Source organism: Streptomyces sp. NPDC048825, assembly GCF_043198355.1.
Classification (GTDB): Bacteria; Actinomycetota; Actinomycetes; order Streptomycetales; family Streptomycetaceae; genus Streptomyces; species Streptomyces xiangluensis.
The window spans coordinates 520,450-536,984 of sequence record NZ_JBICUR010000002.1; the positions used below are offsets into that span (position 1 = coordinate 520,450).

A 16,535-nucleotide genomic window follows, 5' to 3' on the forward strand; every position below is an offset into this window, starting at 1 on the left:
GCGCCCTACTTGATCTCCGTGCGCCTTACTTGATCTTCGTGCCGGTCGACCGGAGGTTGTTGCAGGCCTCCAGCACACGCGCCGCCATCGACGCCTCGGCGGCCTTGCCCCACGTCCGCGGGTCGTACAGCTTCTTGGAGCCGACCTCGCCGTCGACCTTCAGGACGCCGTCGTAGTTCTTGAACATGTGGTCGGCGACGGGGCGCGTGAAGGCGTACTGCGTGTCCGTGTCGATGTTCATCTTGACCACGCCGTTCTCCAGCGCGGTCGCGATCTCCTGCTCCGTGGAGCCGGAGCCTCCGTGGAAGACGAAGTCGAACGGGGAGGCCTTGCCGTACTTGGCGCCGACGCCCTCGTTCAGCTCCTTCAGGAGCTCGGGACGCAGGACGACGTTGCCCGGCTTGTACACACCGTGCACGTTGCCGAACGACGCGGCCAGCAGGTAACGGCCCTTCTCGCCCAGACCCAGGGCCTCGGCCGTACGGATCGCGTCGTCGACCGTCGTGTACAGGGAGTCGTTGATCTCGTGCGAGACGCCGTCCTCCTCGCCGCCCGTCGGGGTGATCTCCACCTCGAGGATGATCTTCGCGGCGCGGGCGCGCTCCAGGAGCTCCTGGCCGATCGTGAGGTTGTCGGCGAGAGTCTCCGCCGAGCCGTCCCACATGTGGGACTGGAACAGCGGGTTCTCGCCGCGCGCCACGCGCTCCTCGGAGACGGCCAGCAGCGGGCGTACGTACCCGTCGAGCTTGTCCTTGGGGCAGTGGTCCGTGTGCAGGGCGACCGTGATGTCGTACTTCTTGGCGACGATGTGCGCGAACTCGGCCAGCGCGACCGCGCCGGTGACCATGTCCTTGCTGTGCTGGCCGCCCAGGAACTCCGCACCACCGGTGGACATCTGGATGATGCCGTCGCTCTCGGCCTCCGCGAAGCCGCGCAGCGCAGCGTGCAGGGTCTGCGACGAGGTCACGTTGATGGCCGGGTAGGCGAACTTGCCTGCCTTCGCCCGGTCGAGCATCTCGTTGTAGACCTCGGGGGTTGCGATGGGCATTATCCGCTCCTTGTATGTGCGGGTGGAGTTCTGCTTTACGGCCCTGACCTAGGGGGCGACGTCATCGTCGTCCCCATCTTTCCAGACTTGTGCGGACGATCCAGCCACGCCGCCCCAGCCTGTGGACAACTCCTGTCACGGGCCTCGGGAACCTGTGGACAACTCCCCGTGGGCGCCTCTCAGTTCAGTCCAGGCCCAGTTCGTCCTTCGAGTACGCGAAGAGATACGGCACCCCGGCACCCTCCTGGATCTTCTCGGCGGCGCCGGTGGCCCGGTCGACGATCGTCGCGACGGCGACCACCTCGGCCCCGGCCTCCCGCACCGCCTCGACGGCGGTCAGCGGGGAGCCGCCGGTGGTGGAGGTGTCCTCGACGACCAGCACCCGGCGGCCCTTGATGTCCGGCCCCTCCACCCGCCGCTGAAGACCGTGCGCCTTGGCCGCCTTCCGTACGACGAAGGCGTCCAGCCGCCTGCCGCGCGCGGCGGCGGCGTGCAGCATCGCGGCCGCGACCGGGTCGGCACCCATGGTCAGCCCGCCCACGGCGTCGAACTCGAGGCCGTCGGTGAGGTCGAGCAGCACCTGACCCACCAGCGGGGCGGCCTCCCCGTCGAGGGTGACGCGTCGCAGGTCGACGTAGTAGTCGGCCTCCAGACCCGAGGAGAGGGTCACCCTGCCGTGCACCACGGCCTTGTCCTTGATCTGCTGCAGCAGCGCGCCGCGTACGTCCGTCATGCCCGCCAGCTTAGAGCCGCCCGCCACCGGGTCCAGATGCCCTGGCTCAGAGCCGCCGCCAGGACCACGTGGTCGTGGCTTCCAGGGGCTCGATCGGCGTGACCAGGCGGGGCAGGGTGTTGAGCCCGTTGGGCGGACCCGTCTGCGGCTCCACGCACACGGCCGCCTCCTGCTCGTCGTACACGACGACCCACTCCTCGCGGCTGGCCACCTTCAGCTCCAGCTGCCCCGGCCAGGTCAGGGTGACGTCGACGCCACCCGGCATCCCGAAGCAGTCGTCCCACGGCCCCGGCTTCGGGTCGAGCCGCCGCCCCGTGGGCAGATGGTCGTCGCCACGCTCCTCCTGCCAGGCGGCCGAGAAGTCGATACGTACGTCGTCACCGCCCAGCTTCCGGTTGAACCACGGGTGCCACCCGATCTGCGCCGGAAAGGAGTCGTCGTACGTCTCCACGGCCATGGTCAGCGTCAGCGCGTCCTCGCCCAGCGAGAAGACCTGCGTGACGCGTCCCGCGTAAGGCCAGGGTTCGACGAGGTCGTACGTGATGACGGCCTCGTTCGCGCTCGTACGAGCCGACCGCCAGGCCGCGTCGCGGGTAGTCCCGTGGATGGCGTGCGGCGGGGAGTTGAGAGGCAGTTGATGCACAGTGGCCCCGTTGAGGAACCGCCCGTCCCTCAGGCGCCCACACCAGGGCACCATCGGAAAGCTGCCGAACTTCGCGCCCTGGCGCAGCAGTTCAAGCCCGCCGACCCGCAGCCCACCGACCCGCCCGCCGTTCCCCGGCCGCACGGTCACCTCCGCGTCACCCGCGGTCAGCGTGATGTCTTCGTTATGCACGACATGACCCTACTGGTCGGACGATCTGCGAGCGCGGGCAAGGGGCCGCCCGCAGCCGTGCCGGGTGACTGCGCCCCGTAGGGGGCGCCGGGCTGTATCAATTTGCGGCTCCGCCGCGCGGGCGCGACAAGCCACAACGGACCCGCGGCCGAGAAACGACCTGTCACCCCCACCCCCTTACGGGGGCCTGGGGGCGCAGCTCCCAGTTTCGGGAAGGGGCGGGGCTGGGGAAAGAAGCCCCCGCCGGGGAACGCCCGCACCCGCGCCGGGTGAACCGAGTACCCAGCGAGCCCCGCGGAGCCGCTAGCGTCGCCGGCGAAGCACGCGGCCCAAGACTATGGCCGAGGCCACCACAAGCGCGGCAGCCGGCGCGGCCCAGCGCAGCGCCGCGCTGCCGGACACGGCCTCAGGCGCCGGCACCGGTGCGTACCGACCACGCGGGGGCGCGTGATCGACCTCCTCCGCACTCCGCCCGATCATCGTCCGTCGTGCATGCGCGGCCTCGGCCGGGGGCTCCTCGTCCTCCTCCTCGAAGTCGTCCTCGGCGAACGGGGCGAGCGAGGGCGGCGGAACGTCTGTCTCGAAGACAGAGGCTTCCTCGGCAGCCGCTGCCTCGTCCTCCTGGGCCCCTTCGGGCGGCGCGATCGGCGAGTCGGAGCCGGCGGCCGGCTCGGCCGCCGCGTCGGGCGCGCCAGACGCGGACCCCCCCTCCGCCTCACCGGGAGCGTCCGACTCAACAGAAGCCTCAGGCCCACCAGTTGGCGTGGCCTCACCAGAAGTCTCAGCACCACCAGAAGCCTCAGCTCCACCAGAAGCCCCCGCTGAACCCCCGGACGCCTGCGCCAGGTTCTCCGCGAACCGGTTCAGCAACCGCGCCCCCGCCGACGCCACCGCGTCCGAAGGCAGCTCCGTAAGCCGCCCGTCCCCCGAAGCCGTCCCCCCAAAGGCGAGCACCGAGCCCCCCTCGGCCGAGCGGAGCGACAGCGTGAGCGCGAGTTTCACCGAGCCGCTCCCGCGGGCCTCGGTGCCGTCGCCTTCGACGGCGTACGAACCGTCGTCCTGTCCGGCGACCCGGAGCGTCCCGCGATAGGTGATGCTGTGACTGCCGACGCGTACCTTCAGGCGCCCGGAGACGGGCTCCGTCCCCGCGTCCTGCTGGAGCCCGGGCACCGCCCGGGCCACCCGCGCGGGATCGGCGAGCGCCTCCCGGAGACGTTCGACTGGAACCGGAACGAACACCTCATGCTCCATGTCGGCCGAGCCTACCCAGCGTGGCCCGTTCCGCACCCACGTATCAGCGCATTCGGTTCAGCCGGCGTACCGCGGATGCACCAGCGTCGACGCGGGCAGGCCCGACAGCCTGGTGCGTTCCGCCGCCCCCGCCGTCCCGGGGAGGGACAGCACGGGTGCCGTACGGGACGCGAGGACGAAGCCCCAGTCGCGCGGCGCCCCCGCCGGGCCCCTCGTACGGTCGGGCCCTGCCGCGAAGCCGGAGTCGCGACCGCCCACCAGGTACGGCACGGTCCGCAGCCCCGCCGCCCGCAGTGTCGCGTCGACCGTCCAGAACACGCGCGGCCGGGACGCGACAGGCCCCGCGTGCACGACGAGCCGTCCGCGCTCGGCGAGCACCCGCCGCGCGAGCCCGTAGAACTCCTGCGAGTACAGCTTCGTACTGGCCGTGATCCCAGGATCCGGCAGATCCGAGATCACGACGTCGTACGTGTCCCGGGTCTCGCGCAGCCACACGAACGCGTCGGTGTTGACGACGCGCACCCGCGGATCCCCGAACGCGTCCTTGTTCAGCGCGGACAGCGCCGGGTCGGTGCGCGCCAACTGCACGATGCCCGCGTCGAGTTCGGCCACATCGACCTGCCGTACGCCCCTGTGGCGCAGTACTTCGCGTACGGCGAGCCCGTCCCCGCCGCCGAGGACGAGCACGCGCGCGTGCGGGCCGTTGTGCATCACCGGATGCACCAACGCCTCGTGATAGCGCCGCTCGTCACGACCGCTGACCCGCAGCCGCCCGTCGAGGAACAGGCTGAGCGGACGCCCGTCGGCGCCGCCGGTGAGGACGATCTCCTGTACGTCCGTCTGCATCGACACCCGTACGCCGTGGCCGTACACCGCCTGCCGCGCGGCCCGTTCGAAGTCGTCGACGTGGACGGCGGCGGAGGCGAGCAGCCCCAGGACGACGAGGTTGGCGACGACGAGCAACCGGCGCCCGCGGCGGGTCAGGTCCTGCCGGAACAGGCCGAGTACGAGAGCGCAGCCCGCGATCGCGTTGACGGTTCCGGTGATCAGTGCGCCGGTCAACTGGCCGAGCAGGGGCAGGAGCAGGAAGGGGAAGGCGAGTCCTCCGACCAGCGCGCCCACGTAGTCCGCGGCGAACAGGTCCGCGACCGCGCCGCCCGCGTCCTGCCGCCTGATCCGCTGGATCAGCTCCATCAGCAGGGGCACTTCGGCGCCGATGAGGAGTCCGATCACCAGCGAGAAGACGACGAGCAGATGACGGGAGCCGCCCTCCCACAACCCGCCCCAGTGGCCGGCCCAGGCGAAGGCGGCGTACAGGGCCATCGCGCTGCATCCGCCGACGAGCGCGAGCAGCGCCTCGATCGCGCCGAAGCCGGCCGCGGCATGGGAGCGCAGGCGTTTGGCTATGAGTGAGCCGAGGCCCATCGCGAAGACCATCACGGACAGCACGACGGAGGCCTGGGTGACGGAGTCGCCGATCAAGTACGAGGCGAGGGCGACGAGTTCCAGTTCGTATACGAGTCCGCAGGCCGCGCAGACGAAGACGCCTGCCAGGACCAGGAACCGGCCTGTGGCTGCCCTGACGGGCAGCCGTGGCCGTTCGCCTGGACCGCCCTCCAGGGGCGGCGCGCCGGGCGGGGCCGGGGCGTGCGGGTCGATCACCCCGGTCACAGTACGTCACGCCTCCGGCGGGCTGGGTCACTCACAAGTGTGGAATTTGAGGGGAGTGCGCATACTCATGCCGGAGCCGCCACCCGTACCCCGACTCTCGTTCGCGTCGCTACCAGTTGGCCGTCCTGGGGATATGCGTGCCAGGTTCGCCAGTGGACCTGGCCCTCGTGGTGCTGGGCCAGTAGGGCTGTGAAGGCGTGGGGGTTGCCGGGGAAGACTCCTGCCAGGCCGTGGGGGTGATCGGAGACCAGGGCCAGGAGTTCCTGGGCGCGGCCTGCGAAGGAGCCCTGTGACAACGTTTCGACTCGGGCCGCGAACTCGTACTCCCACTCGCCTACGCGCTTGGCTACGCCCAGCGGCAGGGGTGTGCTGCTGCCGGGGATGCAGGCGACGGTCTCCGAGCAGGTGCCGTTTCGCTCTTCCAGGAGTACCTGGTGGGACGCGCCGAGCAGTCTCAACTGGAGCTTCGCGCCGGACAGTTCGAGGTCGAGGGTCGCGAGCGCGGGGAGCGGCTCGCGTCCCAGGGCCCAGGCGAGATCGGCCGCGCGCGTGTCGGTGTAGGCGGTGTTGAGGTTCGTGAGCATGGGTCGGCTCCGCTGGCACGCAAAAGGGTGAGTGGGTCCGTCGCACCCCGGGCCGGCGCCGGGAAATCGCCCGGTCTGCCTGCTCAGAAGGATGTGTCGGGGGCTGCGTCGGATTAGCAGGGAATCATGAAAAGCGCTTCTGCCAAAGCAGTTTTACCCGTGTTCGTGCGGTTTCCATCCATCCGAGGGCTCCCCAGCTCACCAGTTCAACCGGGTAGTGCGCCCCCGGCTCCCGAGTGCGCCGTGAGCGCCCCAACTGGCAAGCATCCGGCGGCAGATGCCCTGCAGATATCCCTACAGCGAGGCGTCCGCCGAGATATGACACTCTCGCGGAGAGTTGTCATATCTCGGCGGACGCCTCATGGTGCCGGACGGCCCGGATGCGGTTCCCCCGCGGACCAGCTGCCCCGTGTCAGCTGCCTCCGCCGCCGCATCCTCCCCCGCCGCCCCCGCAGGACGACCCGCCTCCGCAGGACGAGCCGCCGCTGCACGAACTGCCCCCGTGGTAGCCGCCCCCGCCGGAGGTCCACCAGCTGCCGCCGCTCCTGGAGCGGCTGCGCGAGCGCGACCTCCTGCTGTCGCTCTTCGCGACGCTCACAACACCGATGACGACCACTGCTGCGATAACCGCCAGGATGATGCCGATGTTCATGGCGTCACCCTCCTTTCGTTCCCCCGAAGCGACCCCCCGTGGGTTGCTTCTCGCTTGTGTTTCCGTCTGCTTCCTTGCTGTTCCCGCTTGCTTCTTTCCGGCTTCCTTCTTGCGTGAGAGGGGGATGCCCCCGGCCGCCGAAGCCCAAAGCAGAGTTGAGCAACTCCAGAGGTTGCGCGCAGGATGGCCGCCATGACCTCCACCGCGCGCCCGCTCCTCAACCGCCGTCTCGCCGAGTTCGGGACGACGATCTTCGCCGAGATGTCCGCCCTGGCCGTGAGCACCGGCTCCATCAACCTCGGCCAGGGCTTTCCCGACACCGACGGCCCCGAAGAGGTCCGCGAGGCGGCCGTACGGGCGCTGCGCGACGGCCGCGGCAACCAGTACCCACCGGGCCCCGGCATCCCCGAGCTGCGCACGGCGATCACCGCGCATCAGGAGCGCCGGTACGGGCTCACGTACGACCCCGACACCGAGGTCCTCGTCACGGCGGGCGCGACGGAGGCGATCGCGGCCGCGCTGCTCGCCCTGCTGGAGCCCGGCGACGAGGTGATCGCCCTCGAGCCGTACTACGACTCGTACGCGGCCTGCATCGCGATGGCGGGCGGCACCCGCGTCCCCGTGACACTGCGCCCGCACGAGGCCCACGGCGGAGCCGCTGATGGACACAGCTTTCGGCTGGACCTGGACGAGTTGCGCGACGCGGTCACCGACCGCACGCGTCTCCTGTTGATCAACACCCCGCACAACCCCACGGGTACGGTCCTCACCCGCGAGGAACTGACCGCGATCGCGGCACTCGCCGTCGAACGCGACCTCCTCGTGGTCACCGACGAGGTCTACGAACACCTGGTCTTCGACGAGGCCGAACACATCCCGCTCGCGGCACTGCCGGGCATGCGCGACCGCACGGTCACCATCGGGTCGGCCGGGAAGAGCTTTTCCTTCACCGGGTGGAAGGTCGGCTGGGTGACGGCATCACCCGCGCTGGTCACGGCCGTGCGCTCGGCCAAGCAGTTCCTGACGTACGTCGCCTCCGGGCCCTTCCAGTACGCCGTGGCGGAGGCCCTGCGCCTGCCCGAAGCGTACTTCGAGGAGTTCCGTGCGGACATGCGCGCCAAGCGGGACCTGCTCGCGGGCGGCCTGGAGCAGGCGGGCTTCAAGGTCTTCCGCCCGGCCGGCACGTACTTCATCACCACCGACATCCGGCCCCTCGGCGAGAGCGACGGCTTCGCCTTCTGCCGCGCGCTGCCGGAGCGCTGCGGGGTGGTGGCGATCCCCAACGCCGTCTTCTACGACCACCGCGAGCAGGGCGCACCCTTCGTACGATTCGCCTTCTGCAAGCGGACGACGGTGCTGGAAGAGGCGGCCTCCCGGCTCAAGACGCCGACCGCATAACAGCCGGCAGGCGTACCCGCAAAGGGTGCCGGCCACACGAACACGGTTGCTCCGAGCCGCCGCGCACCCAGTGGCGCGATGGATGGACGGGCACGACTGTTGACGCGGGGTTGCACGACCGGGTGGGGCGACTGGATTCACGGGGAGCTGTGGCTGCTCCCGTCCTGGTTGGTTCGCCGACGGCTCGGGTTCACTGCCCCCCTGGCGAACGGGCCCCCCGGCACCTGGTGGACGGTGCTCATGACCCGATGGAGGTTTCCCCGCCGGTCCTCCTGCTCGGCCACCGGGCCGACCGACCCCACGCCACCCGCGCCGCCGCGAGCGCCCGGCCGCGGCAGCTGCGCAACTGGCTCCGGGACAGCCTGGCCCGCTGCCCGCCGCCCGCGATCAGGGCGTTGACCGACGCCATCGGGTCGCCTCCGACCGTCCGCGCCACCAAGGCCCCGACCACCAGCGGGACCAGCGCCACCGAGAGGGCCGAACCGGTGGCGGTGACCGTGGCGGTGGCTTTCCGGAGGGGGCGCGGGCGTGTGGTGTCCGTGGTCATGACGACAGTGCACCAGCCGCCCGGGATCCGGGGATACCGGGCAACCTACTCAGTCGCTGCGTCCGGGATACTCAGGTCACGGGGCGGGCAGGGCGAGCGCGAGCTTGCCGATGACGCGCCCGGGGCGAGCTGGACGGCGAAGGTGCCCACGCCTCCGGCGGCTCCCGTGATCAGGACCTGCTGCCCCTCCTGGCCCCCGCCCTCACGGGACACGAACAGCGGCCCGCTCACCGGCGGTGCTTTCTTCGTGTACGGGCCTAGGGAAGCGCGGCGCTCACTCCATCGGCAATCATCATCCACATGGGCTGACCACCCGTGCCGAAGGCAGAGGCCAGGGCATATCCGACCGAGGCGTCCGTCGGCCGGACCTCCGCGTCCTCCTTCCACTCGGCGATGACCATCTCGTCACCGTTGGAGATGAAGTCCCCTATGTGCGTGCCATCGCGGGTCAGCCGACTGCTGGGAACGGAGTCAGGGACCAGGCGGTACCTCGCCCCGTCGTACTCCACGTCTACCCGGTACGAACGCCTGGTCAGACCGCCCTTGGCCGGCTTGAGGGCGACCTCCGCGCCGTCGATCGTCATGGTGAGGTGGGCCGGGTCACGGCTGCCGATGGCGGTCTGCGGGTCCACCTCCGACTCGAGATCGCGCTCCAGGGTCACGCGAGGAATCCCCTCGCCTTCGACCTCCAGGCGGTCCTGGCCGTCCTGGCGGACGGTGATCTCGCCGAAGAGCGTGTCCTCGATGGGCGTGGCGATGGGGGATGTGTCGCTCATGGGGTGAGTCCTTCAGCGTGGTCAGAACTGATAGGGCAACCCTGCCAGTTGAGTCGCGGCGAGCTCGCGGTAGAGATCGTTCCGCTCCAGGAGCTCCGGGTGCGGACCGTGGTCGTGTACCCGGCCGCCGTCGCAGAGGATCAGCTGGTCGGCGGATGTGACGGTGGAGAGCCGGTGCGCTATCAGCAGCACCGTGCAAGTACACCCGTCCTCCGCGAGGTCAAGAGGACAGCGAAAAGCCCGGCCGGGGGCGACCGTGCTGGTCGCGCCCCTGACCGGGCTCTCGTTCGCATACGGGGCCGAGGCCCCTGCCGAAACGCGGAGGCTACTCCTCGTCGTCCTCGGGCTTCTCGGCGTCGTTGACCTCCTGCTCGAGGCCGAGCTGCTCGACAAGCCACTTGTCGAACTCGATGGCGGCCCGCACCCAGCTGACCGTCGAGGACACAAAGTGCTCCAGGCTGACACCGGTACCGATCAGCATCTGCGCCTCGCCGATGAGGCGGACGGTGCCGTCGTCGTGCGTGTGGCTGTAGACCTTGGGCCACAGCGTGCGCCGGTTCCAGTCGTCGATCGACTCGAGGAGCTGGGGCTTCTCGTCGATCTTGTGCGGCCGGTCGTAGAACGTCCGAACCGAGAAGACCTGCTGGTCCCCCTCGCCACGGAACATGAAGTACGTACGGAACTGCTCCCACGGCGCCGCGAGGTCACCCTCGTCGTCGACGACGTACTTCAGCTCCATCTGGTCCAGGAGCTGCTTCACGAGGTCCTGATCCGGGACGACGGGGCCCGCCGGTCCGCCGCTCTGCGGCTCTGGCTCGGGCTGGCCCCCGAAGTTCGGAATCGAGGACGGGTCGATGGACATACTTGGACACTCCTGTGCTCGTCTGGCTCGTCCGGCCATAGCTGAGACCAGACGTACACAGCCCACCCTCTCTCTCTTGCCCCGTGACCGGCAACCGCCCCAGGCGAAGGGCCTCCGAATGTGGCCGAATGAGCGGCGCGATGGCCAGGGGGAGATGCGTGCGCGCGCCCCCTGGCCCTCGGAACCACAGCTGAAAATCACAGCCGAAATGACAACTGGAATTACAGGAATTACAGCGTCTTGCCCGTAGCCGGCCCCACGATCAACCCGTCGCCGAAGGAGTCCACCCGTACCGTGTCGCCGTCCTTCACCTCGCCCGCGAGGATCTCCTTGGCCAGGCGGTCGCCGATCGCGGTCTGGACCAGGCGGCGGAGGGGGCGGGCGCCGTAGGCCGGGTCCATGCCCTCGTCTGCCAGCCAGGTCAGGGCCTCGTCGGTGACCTCGAGGGTGAGGCGGCGTTCGGCGAGGCGCTTGGTGAGGCGGTCGATCTGGAGCCTGGCGATGCGTTCCAGTTCGGGCTTCGTCAGGGCCGAGAAGACGACCAGGTCGTCGAGGCGGTTCAGGAACTCCGGCTTGAAGGAGGCGCGGACCACCTCAAGGACCTGTTCCTTCTTCTCCGCCTCGGTGATGGTCGGGTCGACCAGGAACTGGCTGCCCAGGTTCGAGGTGAGGATCAGGATCGCGTTGCGGAAGTCGACCGTGCGGCCCTGTCCGTCCGTGAGGCGTCCGTCGTCCAGCACCTGGAGCAAGATGTCGAAGACCTCCGAATGCGCCTTCTCGACCTCGTCCAGCAGCACCACGCTGTACGGGCGGCGGCGCACCGCCTCCGTCAGCTGGCCGCCCTCCTCATAGCCGACATAGCCGGGCGGGGCGCCGACCAGCCGCGCCACGCTGTGCTTCTCGCTGTACTCCGACATGTCGATACGGACCATCGCCCGCTCGTCGTCGAAGAGGAAGTCCGCGAGCGCCTTGGCCAGTTCGGTCTTGCCGACACCCGTCGGGCCGAGGAAGAGGAAGGATCCGGTGGGACGGTCGGGGTCCGAGATACCCGCACGCGTGCGGCGTACGGCATCCGAGACGGCCCGTACGGCCTCGGTCTGGCCGATCAGGCGGCGCCCCAACTCCTCCTCCATGCGCAGCAGTTTCTGCGTCTCGCCCTCCAGGAGCCGCCCGGAGGGGATACCGGTCCACGCGGCGACGACGTCCGCGATGTCGTCCGCGCCGACCTCCTCCTTCACCATCGTGTCGGACTTGGACCCCGACTTCGACGCCTCCTCCTCTTCCTCGGAGGCGGCCTCCAAGTCCCTTTCCACGGCGGGGATCTCGCCGTACAGCAGCTTGGAGGCGGTGTCGAAGTCGCCGTCGCGCTGGGCGCGTTCGGCCTGCCCGCGCAGTTCGTCGAGCTTCTCCTTCAGTTCACCGACCCGGTTGAGGGACTGCTTCTCCTTCTCCCAGCGGGCGGTGAGGCCGCGCAGCTCCTCCTCCTTGTCGGCGAGATCGCGGCGCAGCTTCTCCAGGCGCTCACGGGAGGCGGGGTCGGTCTCCTTGCTGAGGGCGAGCTCCTCCATCCGCAACCGGTCGACGGTGCGCTGGAGTTCGTCGATCTCGACGGGAGACGAGTCGATCTCCATACGCAGCCGGGAGGCGGCCTCGTCGACGAGGTCGATCGCCTTGTCGGGCAGGAAGCGGGAGGTGATGTACCGGTCGGAGAGCGTGGCGGCGGCGACCAGCGCGCTGTCCGCGATCACCACCTTGTGATGGGCCTCGTACCGCCCCTTGAGCCCGCGCAGGATCGCGATCGAGTCCTCGACGGTCGGCTCGGCGACCAGCACCTGCTGGAAGCGCCGCTCCAGCGCCGCGTCCTTCTCGATGCGCTCGCGGTACTCGTCGAGGGTCGTGGCACCGACCATGCGCAGCTCACCGCGTGCGAGCATGGGCTTGAGCATGTTGCCCGCGTCCATGGCGGAGTCTCCGCCGGCGCCCGCGCCCACGACGGTGTGCAGCTCGTCGATGAACGTGATGATCTGCCCGTCGGAGTCCTTGATCTCCGCGAGTACGGTCTTCAGCCGCTCCTCGAACTCACCGCGGTACTTGGCGCCCGCCACCATCGCACCCAGATCCAGCGCGACGAGCCGCTTGTCCTTCAGGGACTCGGGCACATCGCCCTTGACGATGCGCTGGGCCAGCCCTTCGACGACCGCGGTCTTGCCGACGCCGGGTTCGCCGATGAGGACGGGGTTGTTCTTCGTACGCCGGGACAGCACCTGTACGACGCGCCGGATCTCCTGGTCCCGCCCGATGACCGGGTCGAGCTTCCCCTCACGCGCGGCGGCCGTGAAGTCGGTGCCGAACTTCTCGAGTGCCTTGTACTGGCCCTCGGGATCCGGTGTGGTCACGCGGCGCCCTCCCCTCGCTTTCTGGAAGGCCTCCAGCAGCTTCTTCGCACTGGCGCCCTGCTGGGAGAGTACGTCGCCCGTCTGGCCGCCCTTCGCGGCGATGCCGATGAGCAGGTGCTCCGTGGAGAGGTACTCGTCGCCCAGCTCCTTGGCCCGCTCCGTGGCATCGGCGATGACGGCGAGCAGCTCGCGGTTGGGCTGCGGCGGCGCGACGGTCGAGCCGGTCACACTGGGGAGCGCGCTCAGTACGCGCTCGGCGCCGGTCCGTACGGCCGCCTGGTCCGCCTCTGTCGCGGCCAGCAGGTCGGTGATGTTCTCGTTCTCCTGCCCCTCGAGCAGTGCGAGCAGCAGGTGCGCGGGGGTGAGATCCGGGTGCCCCTCGGACACGGCCCGATTGCTGGCCGCGTTGATCGCGTCCCGGCTCCTGTTGGTCAGCTCGGCGTCCACGTCCGCTGTCTCCTCCTTGCGTCAGCCGTCGTCGGCCGTCGTTCAGTCGTCACTCAACGCTGACTTCAGCAACGTACACAAAGTTGAGTCTATTCCACTCAAGGCGGTACGGGGGGCCGGTCAAGAAGGCCGGTGCGCGCGGCGACGGAAAAACGACGGAAACCAGCCGCGCTTCACAGGGCCCAGAACAGGTCCATACCAGGAGATTCCGCGCAAACGACAGCGGCGTCACCGTGTTCAGGTCACGGTGACGCCGCTGCGGGGGGAAGCACCTGAGCGATTTACTACGACGGGGGAATCGCGTCAGGCACTGCGGGGGGTGGCTGAGATGGTTCGTACGTCCGGGGCTTCCGGCTCGACCAGCCGGTGGTCGCGCTGGTCGAGGTTCACAAAGATCATTCCGTACCGGATGGCACACCGCACGGGCTGCGGCGCTCCTCGCGGGCGCCGTAGACACCGGTACGCCCGCACGTCGTCGTCCTCGTCCCGGGTGACGACGACCGGCTCTCCGAAGACGGTCACCATCAGTGAGTCACCACTGTGGGGGATGGCGGTGACCAGGTCGATGAAGTGCCAGCCGGAGCGGTAGGCCGTGGCCATTTCCCGGCGGAAGGAGCGGTCGTCGGGTGGGGTGGTCATGACTCGGCGGCCCACGAACTGTCGTCTCCGGACCAGGAGCTGCCATCGTCGCCGCCGGTGGACGCCGGACTGACCCAGCTACTGTCGCCGGGATCGGCGGCAGGCGCCGGACTGACCCAGCTACTGTCACCGGGATCGGCGGCAGGCGCGGCATTCACGCTCCAGGAACTGTCGCCTGCCCTAGCATCAACCTTCGTACCGTCGAGGCCACTCAGCACCCCGAAGGCCACAACGGCGGAGAAGGCGGCGGCAAGCGCCGAGCGAAGCATTCTCTTATGCATAGTCGGCTTCGTCCTCATTTGAAGGTCACCTCTCCCCCGTCGATTACGACGATGGCGCATTCAGGCACGTCATGGCCACCGAATGGATGCATCATGTTCCTGCACGTTCAGGACCCTGGGGGGTGGAGATTTGGGGACAAGCGAGACTAAGCAGACACATCCTCATGCGGTGACTGAGCTGTGCGAGGAGGGCCGCCGTCTCTATGGGAACGCTCTGCGTACGGGACGCATCGCCCGCACGGACGTGGAGTCCGCTCCCTGTCTGATGGAGTTCACCCTGCTTCACCCCGACCCCGACGATGCGAACTGGCTGCGCCCGGTTCCCCCGTCGATCGCCCTGGCTCAGCGGCTGCACCCCATAGAGCGCGAGATCAGCAAGCGAAGGCAGCTGTCGATCGAGCTCGCCGACGCTTTCGAGCCGTTCATGGCCCTCAGCGCCCAGGCGACGTCGACCACTCACTCGATCACGGTGCTGGAGGGCATAGAGCGGATCAATGCGGCACTCGATCTGGCCACGGCCCAGTGCCAGTCCGAGATGCTCACGGTCCAGCCGAGCCGCCGCCGTCTCGAGCACACCCTCACTCAAGCGCTGGAGCGCGACAGGCCGTTGATCGAACGGGGTTGCCGCATCCGGACGCTCTACCAGCACACGGCCCGCCACAGCCCCGAGACACTGGCCTACGTGGCCCAGTTCTCCAGCGGCAAGGTGGAGTACCGCACCATCGACGAACTCGTCGAGCGACTCATCATCTGCGACGAGACCGTCGCCTTCATCCCCACGCGCGACGACGGGCAGGTCGCCCTCGAACTCCGTCATCCCGGACTCGTCCGCTACCTGATCAAGGTCTTCGAATTCATGTGGGCCCGTTCAGTCCCCCTGGATGCCAACGCCCCCTACGAAACCGCCCCCGACGGCATCACCAACATCCAGCACTCCATAGCGAAACTGCTCGTGGAGGGCTACGTCGACGAGGCGATAGCCCGCCGCCTCGGCATGAACGTACGCACCTGCCGAGCCCACATAGCGAAGCTCGCCACCGCGCTCGGCAGCGGCAGCCGAGCCCAACTCGGCTTTCTCATAGCGCAGTCGGGGATTCTGGAGCAGTCGAGCGATCAGCTGGGCCGGGAGCCGTGAGCGGGAGCAGGTCGGTGGAGCGGGGCGGGCCGTCGAGGCCGGCCTGGGCGATACGGACCCCCAGCTGCGTACGGCTGGCCGCACCGAGCGTCTCCGAGAGGCGTGCGATGTGCGCCCGGCAGGTACGGACGCTGATGCCCAGGCGCTCGGCGACCACCGCGTCCTGGTGCCCCTCGGCGAGCAGCGCCGCGATGGAGCGCTCGCGGTGCGTGATGCCCTCGATGCCGGTGTCGGGGAGGGGGCCGGTCAGGGGGACCGCCAGGCGCCAGAAGCGTTCGAAGACGGTCACCAGGTAGTCGACCAGGGCCGGGTGCCGCAGTTCGAGGGCGATCGTGCGGTCCGCGTTCGCGGGGATGAAGGCGACCCTGCGGTCGAACACCAGCAGCCGCTCCACGACCTCGTCGAGGGTGCGGGCCTCCGCCGCGTCGCCCATCAGCTCCATGTAGTTCAGCAGCCCCTGACCGTGCCGGGCCACATGCGTGTAGAGGTCCCGCATATGTACGCCCCGCCGTCGCAACGTCATCGCACGGTGCAGCCCCTCCGTCAGCTCGTCCTCGCGGCGGATTCCGCCGGGCTGCACGGTCAGCACCTCGGTCGTACACGCCTCGGTCGCCTCGTCCACGGCGGCGCGGATACGGGGCAGCCCGTCGAGGACCCGGATCGCGGCGCCCTCGGCGTAACCCTGGGCATGGCCGCCGAGTTCCGTGTACCACTCGAAGGCGGCGACCGCCGCGCCCATCCGGGACTGCGTCTCGGCGACGTGCTCGTGCATCTCGCGCAGCAGCCGCGTCATGACCTCCTGCGGCGAGGTCGGCACCAGCCACTTCATGTCGTCGGGGTCGGGGTGCAGCAGCGCGAGCTCGACCAGGCAGGGCACGGCGTCGGCGTCCGCACGCGGCACCCGGCCGCGTCGTACGGCACGGGAGTACACCCGATCACCGGCCTCGCACAGCCGGTCAGCCCCGTGCGGATGTCCGTCCGTCCCGCGCTCGACCATCTCCCACCCCTGGTTCCAGCCCCGTCCGCAGCGCAACTATGCGCGGCGCCTCCCGCCTCCGCAACACGGCTCGGGCCCGTAGACGGACCTCAATGCCCCAGTACGTTGCGAATTGCCCGCACCTCCGCATGCTCCATTGCAACAACATGACGGCGATGCCAGCACTCACGTTCGGTGCATGGTGGACAGGCTTACGACCGGTGCCGAGCCTTGAGAGCACACCTTGGCCGAATACCTCTGTTGAACCGGACGGACCGCGGGAGCGGTAGCGGAATACGAAAGT

At 69.3% G+C, this 16,535-nt stretch carries 16 protein-coding genes; 2 read left to right on the forward strand and 14 right to left on the reverse strand.

Translation table 11 applies throughout. The features are described 5' to 3' along the window. Nucleotides 1-25: 25 nt before the first annotated feature. From fbaA to ACGFNK_RS07850, 7 genes are all read right to left on the reverse strand, one after another. Nucleotides 26-1,048: a class II fructose-bisphosphate aldolase gene (gene fbaA / locus ACGFNK_RS07820; protein ID WP_393412974.1), complete on the reverse strand. Its 1,023-nt coding sequence runs from the start codon at nucleotides 1,046-1,048 to the stop codon at nucleotides 26-28. A 184-nt stretch (nucleotides 1,049-1,232) separates the two neighbouring features. Continuing rightward, complete coding sequence (gene pyrE, locus ACGFNK_RS07825; protein WP_344390988.1) at nucleotides 1,233-1,781, reverse strand: orotate phosphoribosyltransferase; 549 nt, start codon at nucleotides 1,779-1,781, stop codon at nucleotides 1,233-1,235. Between the two features lie 46 nt (nucleotides 1,782-1,827). Further along, nucleotides 1,828-2,616: an aldose 1-epimerase gene (locus ACGFNK_RS07830; protein ID WP_393412976.1), complete on the reverse strand. Its 789-nt coding sequence runs from the start codon at nucleotides 2,614-2,616 to the stop codon at nucleotides 1,828-1,830. Nucleotides 2,617-2,919: 303 nt separating this feature from the next. Next, complete coding sequence (locus ACGFNK_RS07835) at nucleotides 2,920-3,867, reverse strand: SRPBCC domain-containing protein (protein ID WP_393412978.1); 948 nt, start codon at nucleotides 3,865-3,867, stop codon at nucleotides 2,920-2,922. A 57-nt stretch (nucleotides 3,868-3,924) separates the two neighbouring features. After that, on the reverse strand, nucleotides 3,925-5,529 hold the full coding sequence (locus ACGFNK_RS07840) for a polyamine aminopropyltransferase (protein ID WP_393412980.1): 1,605 nt from the start codon (nucleotides 5,527-5,529) through the stop codon (nucleotides 3,925-3,927). 74 nt (nucleotides 5,530-5,603) lie between these two features. Beyond that, nucleotides 5,604-6,122 (reverse strand): DUF2617 family protein, encoded by a 519-nt coding sequence (locus ACGFNK_RS07845; protein WP_386342566.1) that lies wholly within the window; start codon nucleotides 6,120-6,122, stop codon nucleotides 5,604-5,606. Between the two features lie 412 nt (nucleotides 6,123-6,534). After that, complete coding sequence (locus tag ACGFNK_RS07850; protein ID WP_393412983.1) at nucleotides 6,535-6,774, reverse strand: hypothetical protein; 240 nt, start codon at nucleotides 6,772-6,774, stop codon at nucleotides 6,535-6,537. Nucleotides 6,775-6,957: 183 nt separating this feature from the next. Here ACGFNK_RS07850 and ACGFNK_RS07855 point away from each other — a divergent pair, with 183 nt between their 5' ends. Next, a complete protein-coding gene (locus tag ACGFNK_RS07855) occupies nucleotides 6,958-8,172 on the forward strand; it encodes a pyridoxal phosphate-dependent aminotransferase (RefSeq protein ID WP_393412985.1) in 1,215 nt (404 codons plus the stop codon). A gap of 238 nt (nucleotides 8,173-8,410) precedes the next feature. Here the strand turns inward: ACGFNK_RS07855 and ACGFNK_RS07860 are convergent, their stop codons facing one another. From ACGFNK_RS07860 to ACGFNK_RS07885, 6 genes are all read right to left on the reverse strand, one after another. Then, on the reverse strand, nucleotides 8,411-8,719 hold the full coding sequence (locus ACGFNK_RS07860) for a hypothetical protein (RefSeq protein WP_393412987.1): 309 nt from the start codon (nucleotides 8,717-8,719) through the stop codon (nucleotides 8,411-8,413). 257 nt (nucleotides 8,720-8,976) lie between these two features. Beyond that, nucleotides 8,977-9,495, reverse strand: coding sequence for a hypothetical protein (locus ACGFNK_RS07865; protein WP_393412989.1), 519 nt, complete (start codon nucleotides 9,493-9,495; stop codon nucleotides 8,977-8,979). 21 nt (nucleotides 9,496-9,516) lie between these two features. After that, nucleotides 9,517-9,687: a hypothetical protein gene (locus ACGFNK_RS07870; protein WP_393412991.1), complete on the reverse strand. Its 171-nt coding sequence runs from the start codon at nucleotides 9,685-9,687 to the stop codon at nucleotides 9,517-9,519. 133 nt (nucleotides 9,688-9,820) lie between these two features. Continuing rightward, entirely contained in the window at nucleotides 9,821-10,357 is a 537-nt protein-coding gene (locus tag ACGFNK_RS07875; protein ID WP_386342559.1) for a YbjN domain-containing protein, read from the reverse strand. A 230-nt stretch (nucleotides 10,358-10,587) separates the two neighbouring features. Beyond that, nucleotides 10,588-13,200 carry an ATP-dependent chaperone ClpB gene (clpB, locus tag ACGFNK_RS07880; RefSeq protein ID WP_393412993.1) on the reverse strand — a complete coding sequence of 871 codons (2,613 nt, stop codon included), beginning with the start codon at nucleotides 13,198-13,200 and terminating at the stop codon, nucleotides 10,588-10,590. Between the two features lie 303 nt (nucleotides 13,201-13,503). Next, on the reverse strand, nucleotides 13,504-13,839 hold the full coding sequence (locus tag ACGFNK_RS07885; protein WP_119101612.1) for a hypothetical protein: 336 nt from the start codon (nucleotides 13,837-13,839) through the stop codon (nucleotides 13,504-13,506). 450 nt (nucleotides 13,840-14,289) lie between these two features. Between ACGFNK_RS07885 and ACGFNK_RS07890 the strand changes: the two genes are divergently transcribed. Further along, nucleotides 14,290-15,255, forward strand: a complete 966-nt coding sequence (locus ACGFNK_RS07890) for a helix-turn-helix transcriptional regulator (protein ID WP_393412995.1) — start codon at nucleotides 14,290-14,292, stop codon at nucleotides 15,253-15,255. On the opposite strand, the gene ACGFNK_RS07895 is transcribed toward ACGFNK_RS07890, so the two are convergent. Next, nucleotides 15,197-16,252 (reverse strand): LuxR C-terminal-related transcriptional regulator, encoded by a 1,056-nt coding sequence (locus tag ACGFNK_RS07895; protein WP_393412997.1) that lies wholly within the window; start codon nucleotides 16,250-16,252, stop codon nucleotides 15,197-15,199. The two genes, ACGFNK_RS07890 and ACGFNK_RS07895, sit on opposite strands and share 59 nt — an antisense overlap. Between the last annotated feature and the right edge of the window lie 283 nt (nucleotides 16,253-16,535).

Coding starts and splice junctions, on each gene's coding strand:
- ACGFNK_RS07850 (WP_393412983.1), bottom strand. CDS start 6,774: ATGAACATCGGCATCATCCTGGCGGTTATCGCAGCAGTGGTCGTCATC.
- ACGFNK_RS07860 (WP_393412987.1), bottom strand. CDS start 8,719: ATGACCACGGACACCACACGCCCGCGCCCCCTCCGGAAAGCCACCGCC.
- fbaA (WP_393412974.1), bottom strand. CDS start 1,048: ATGCCCATCGCAACCCCCGAGGTCTACAACGAGATGCTCGACCGGGCG.
- ACGFNK_RS07875 (WP_386342559.1), bottom strand. CDS start 10,357: ATGTCCATCGACCCGTCCTCGATTCCGAACTTCGGGGGCCAGCCCGAG.
- ACGFNK_RS07895 (WP_393412997.1), bottom strand. CDS start 16,252: ATGGTCGAGCGCGGGACGGACGGACATCCGCACGGGGCTGACCGGCTG.
- pyrE (WP_344390988.1), bottom strand. CDS start 1,781: ATGACGGACGTACGCGGCGCGCTGCTGCAGCAGATCAAGGACAAGGCC.
- ACGFNK_RS07835 (WP_393412978.1), bottom strand. CDS start 3,867: ATGGAGCATGAGGTGTTCGTTCCGGTTCCAGTCGAACGTCTCCGGGAG.
- ACGFNK_RS07845 (WP_386342566.1), bottom strand. CDS start 6,122: ATGCTCACGAACCTCAACACCGCCTACACCGACACGCGCGCGGCCGAT.
- ACGFNK_RS07865 (WP_393412989.1), bottom strand. CDS start 9,495: ATGAGCGACACATCCCCCATCGCCACGCCCATCGAGGACACGCTCTTC.
- ACGFNK_RS07855 (WP_393412985.1), top strand. CDS start 6,958: ATGGCCGCCATGACCTCCACCGCGCGCCCGCTCCTCAACCGCCGTCTC.
- ACGFNK_RS07885 (WP_119101612.1), bottom strand. CDS start 13,839: ATGACCACCCCACCCGACGACCGCTCCTTCCGCCGGGAAATGGCCACG.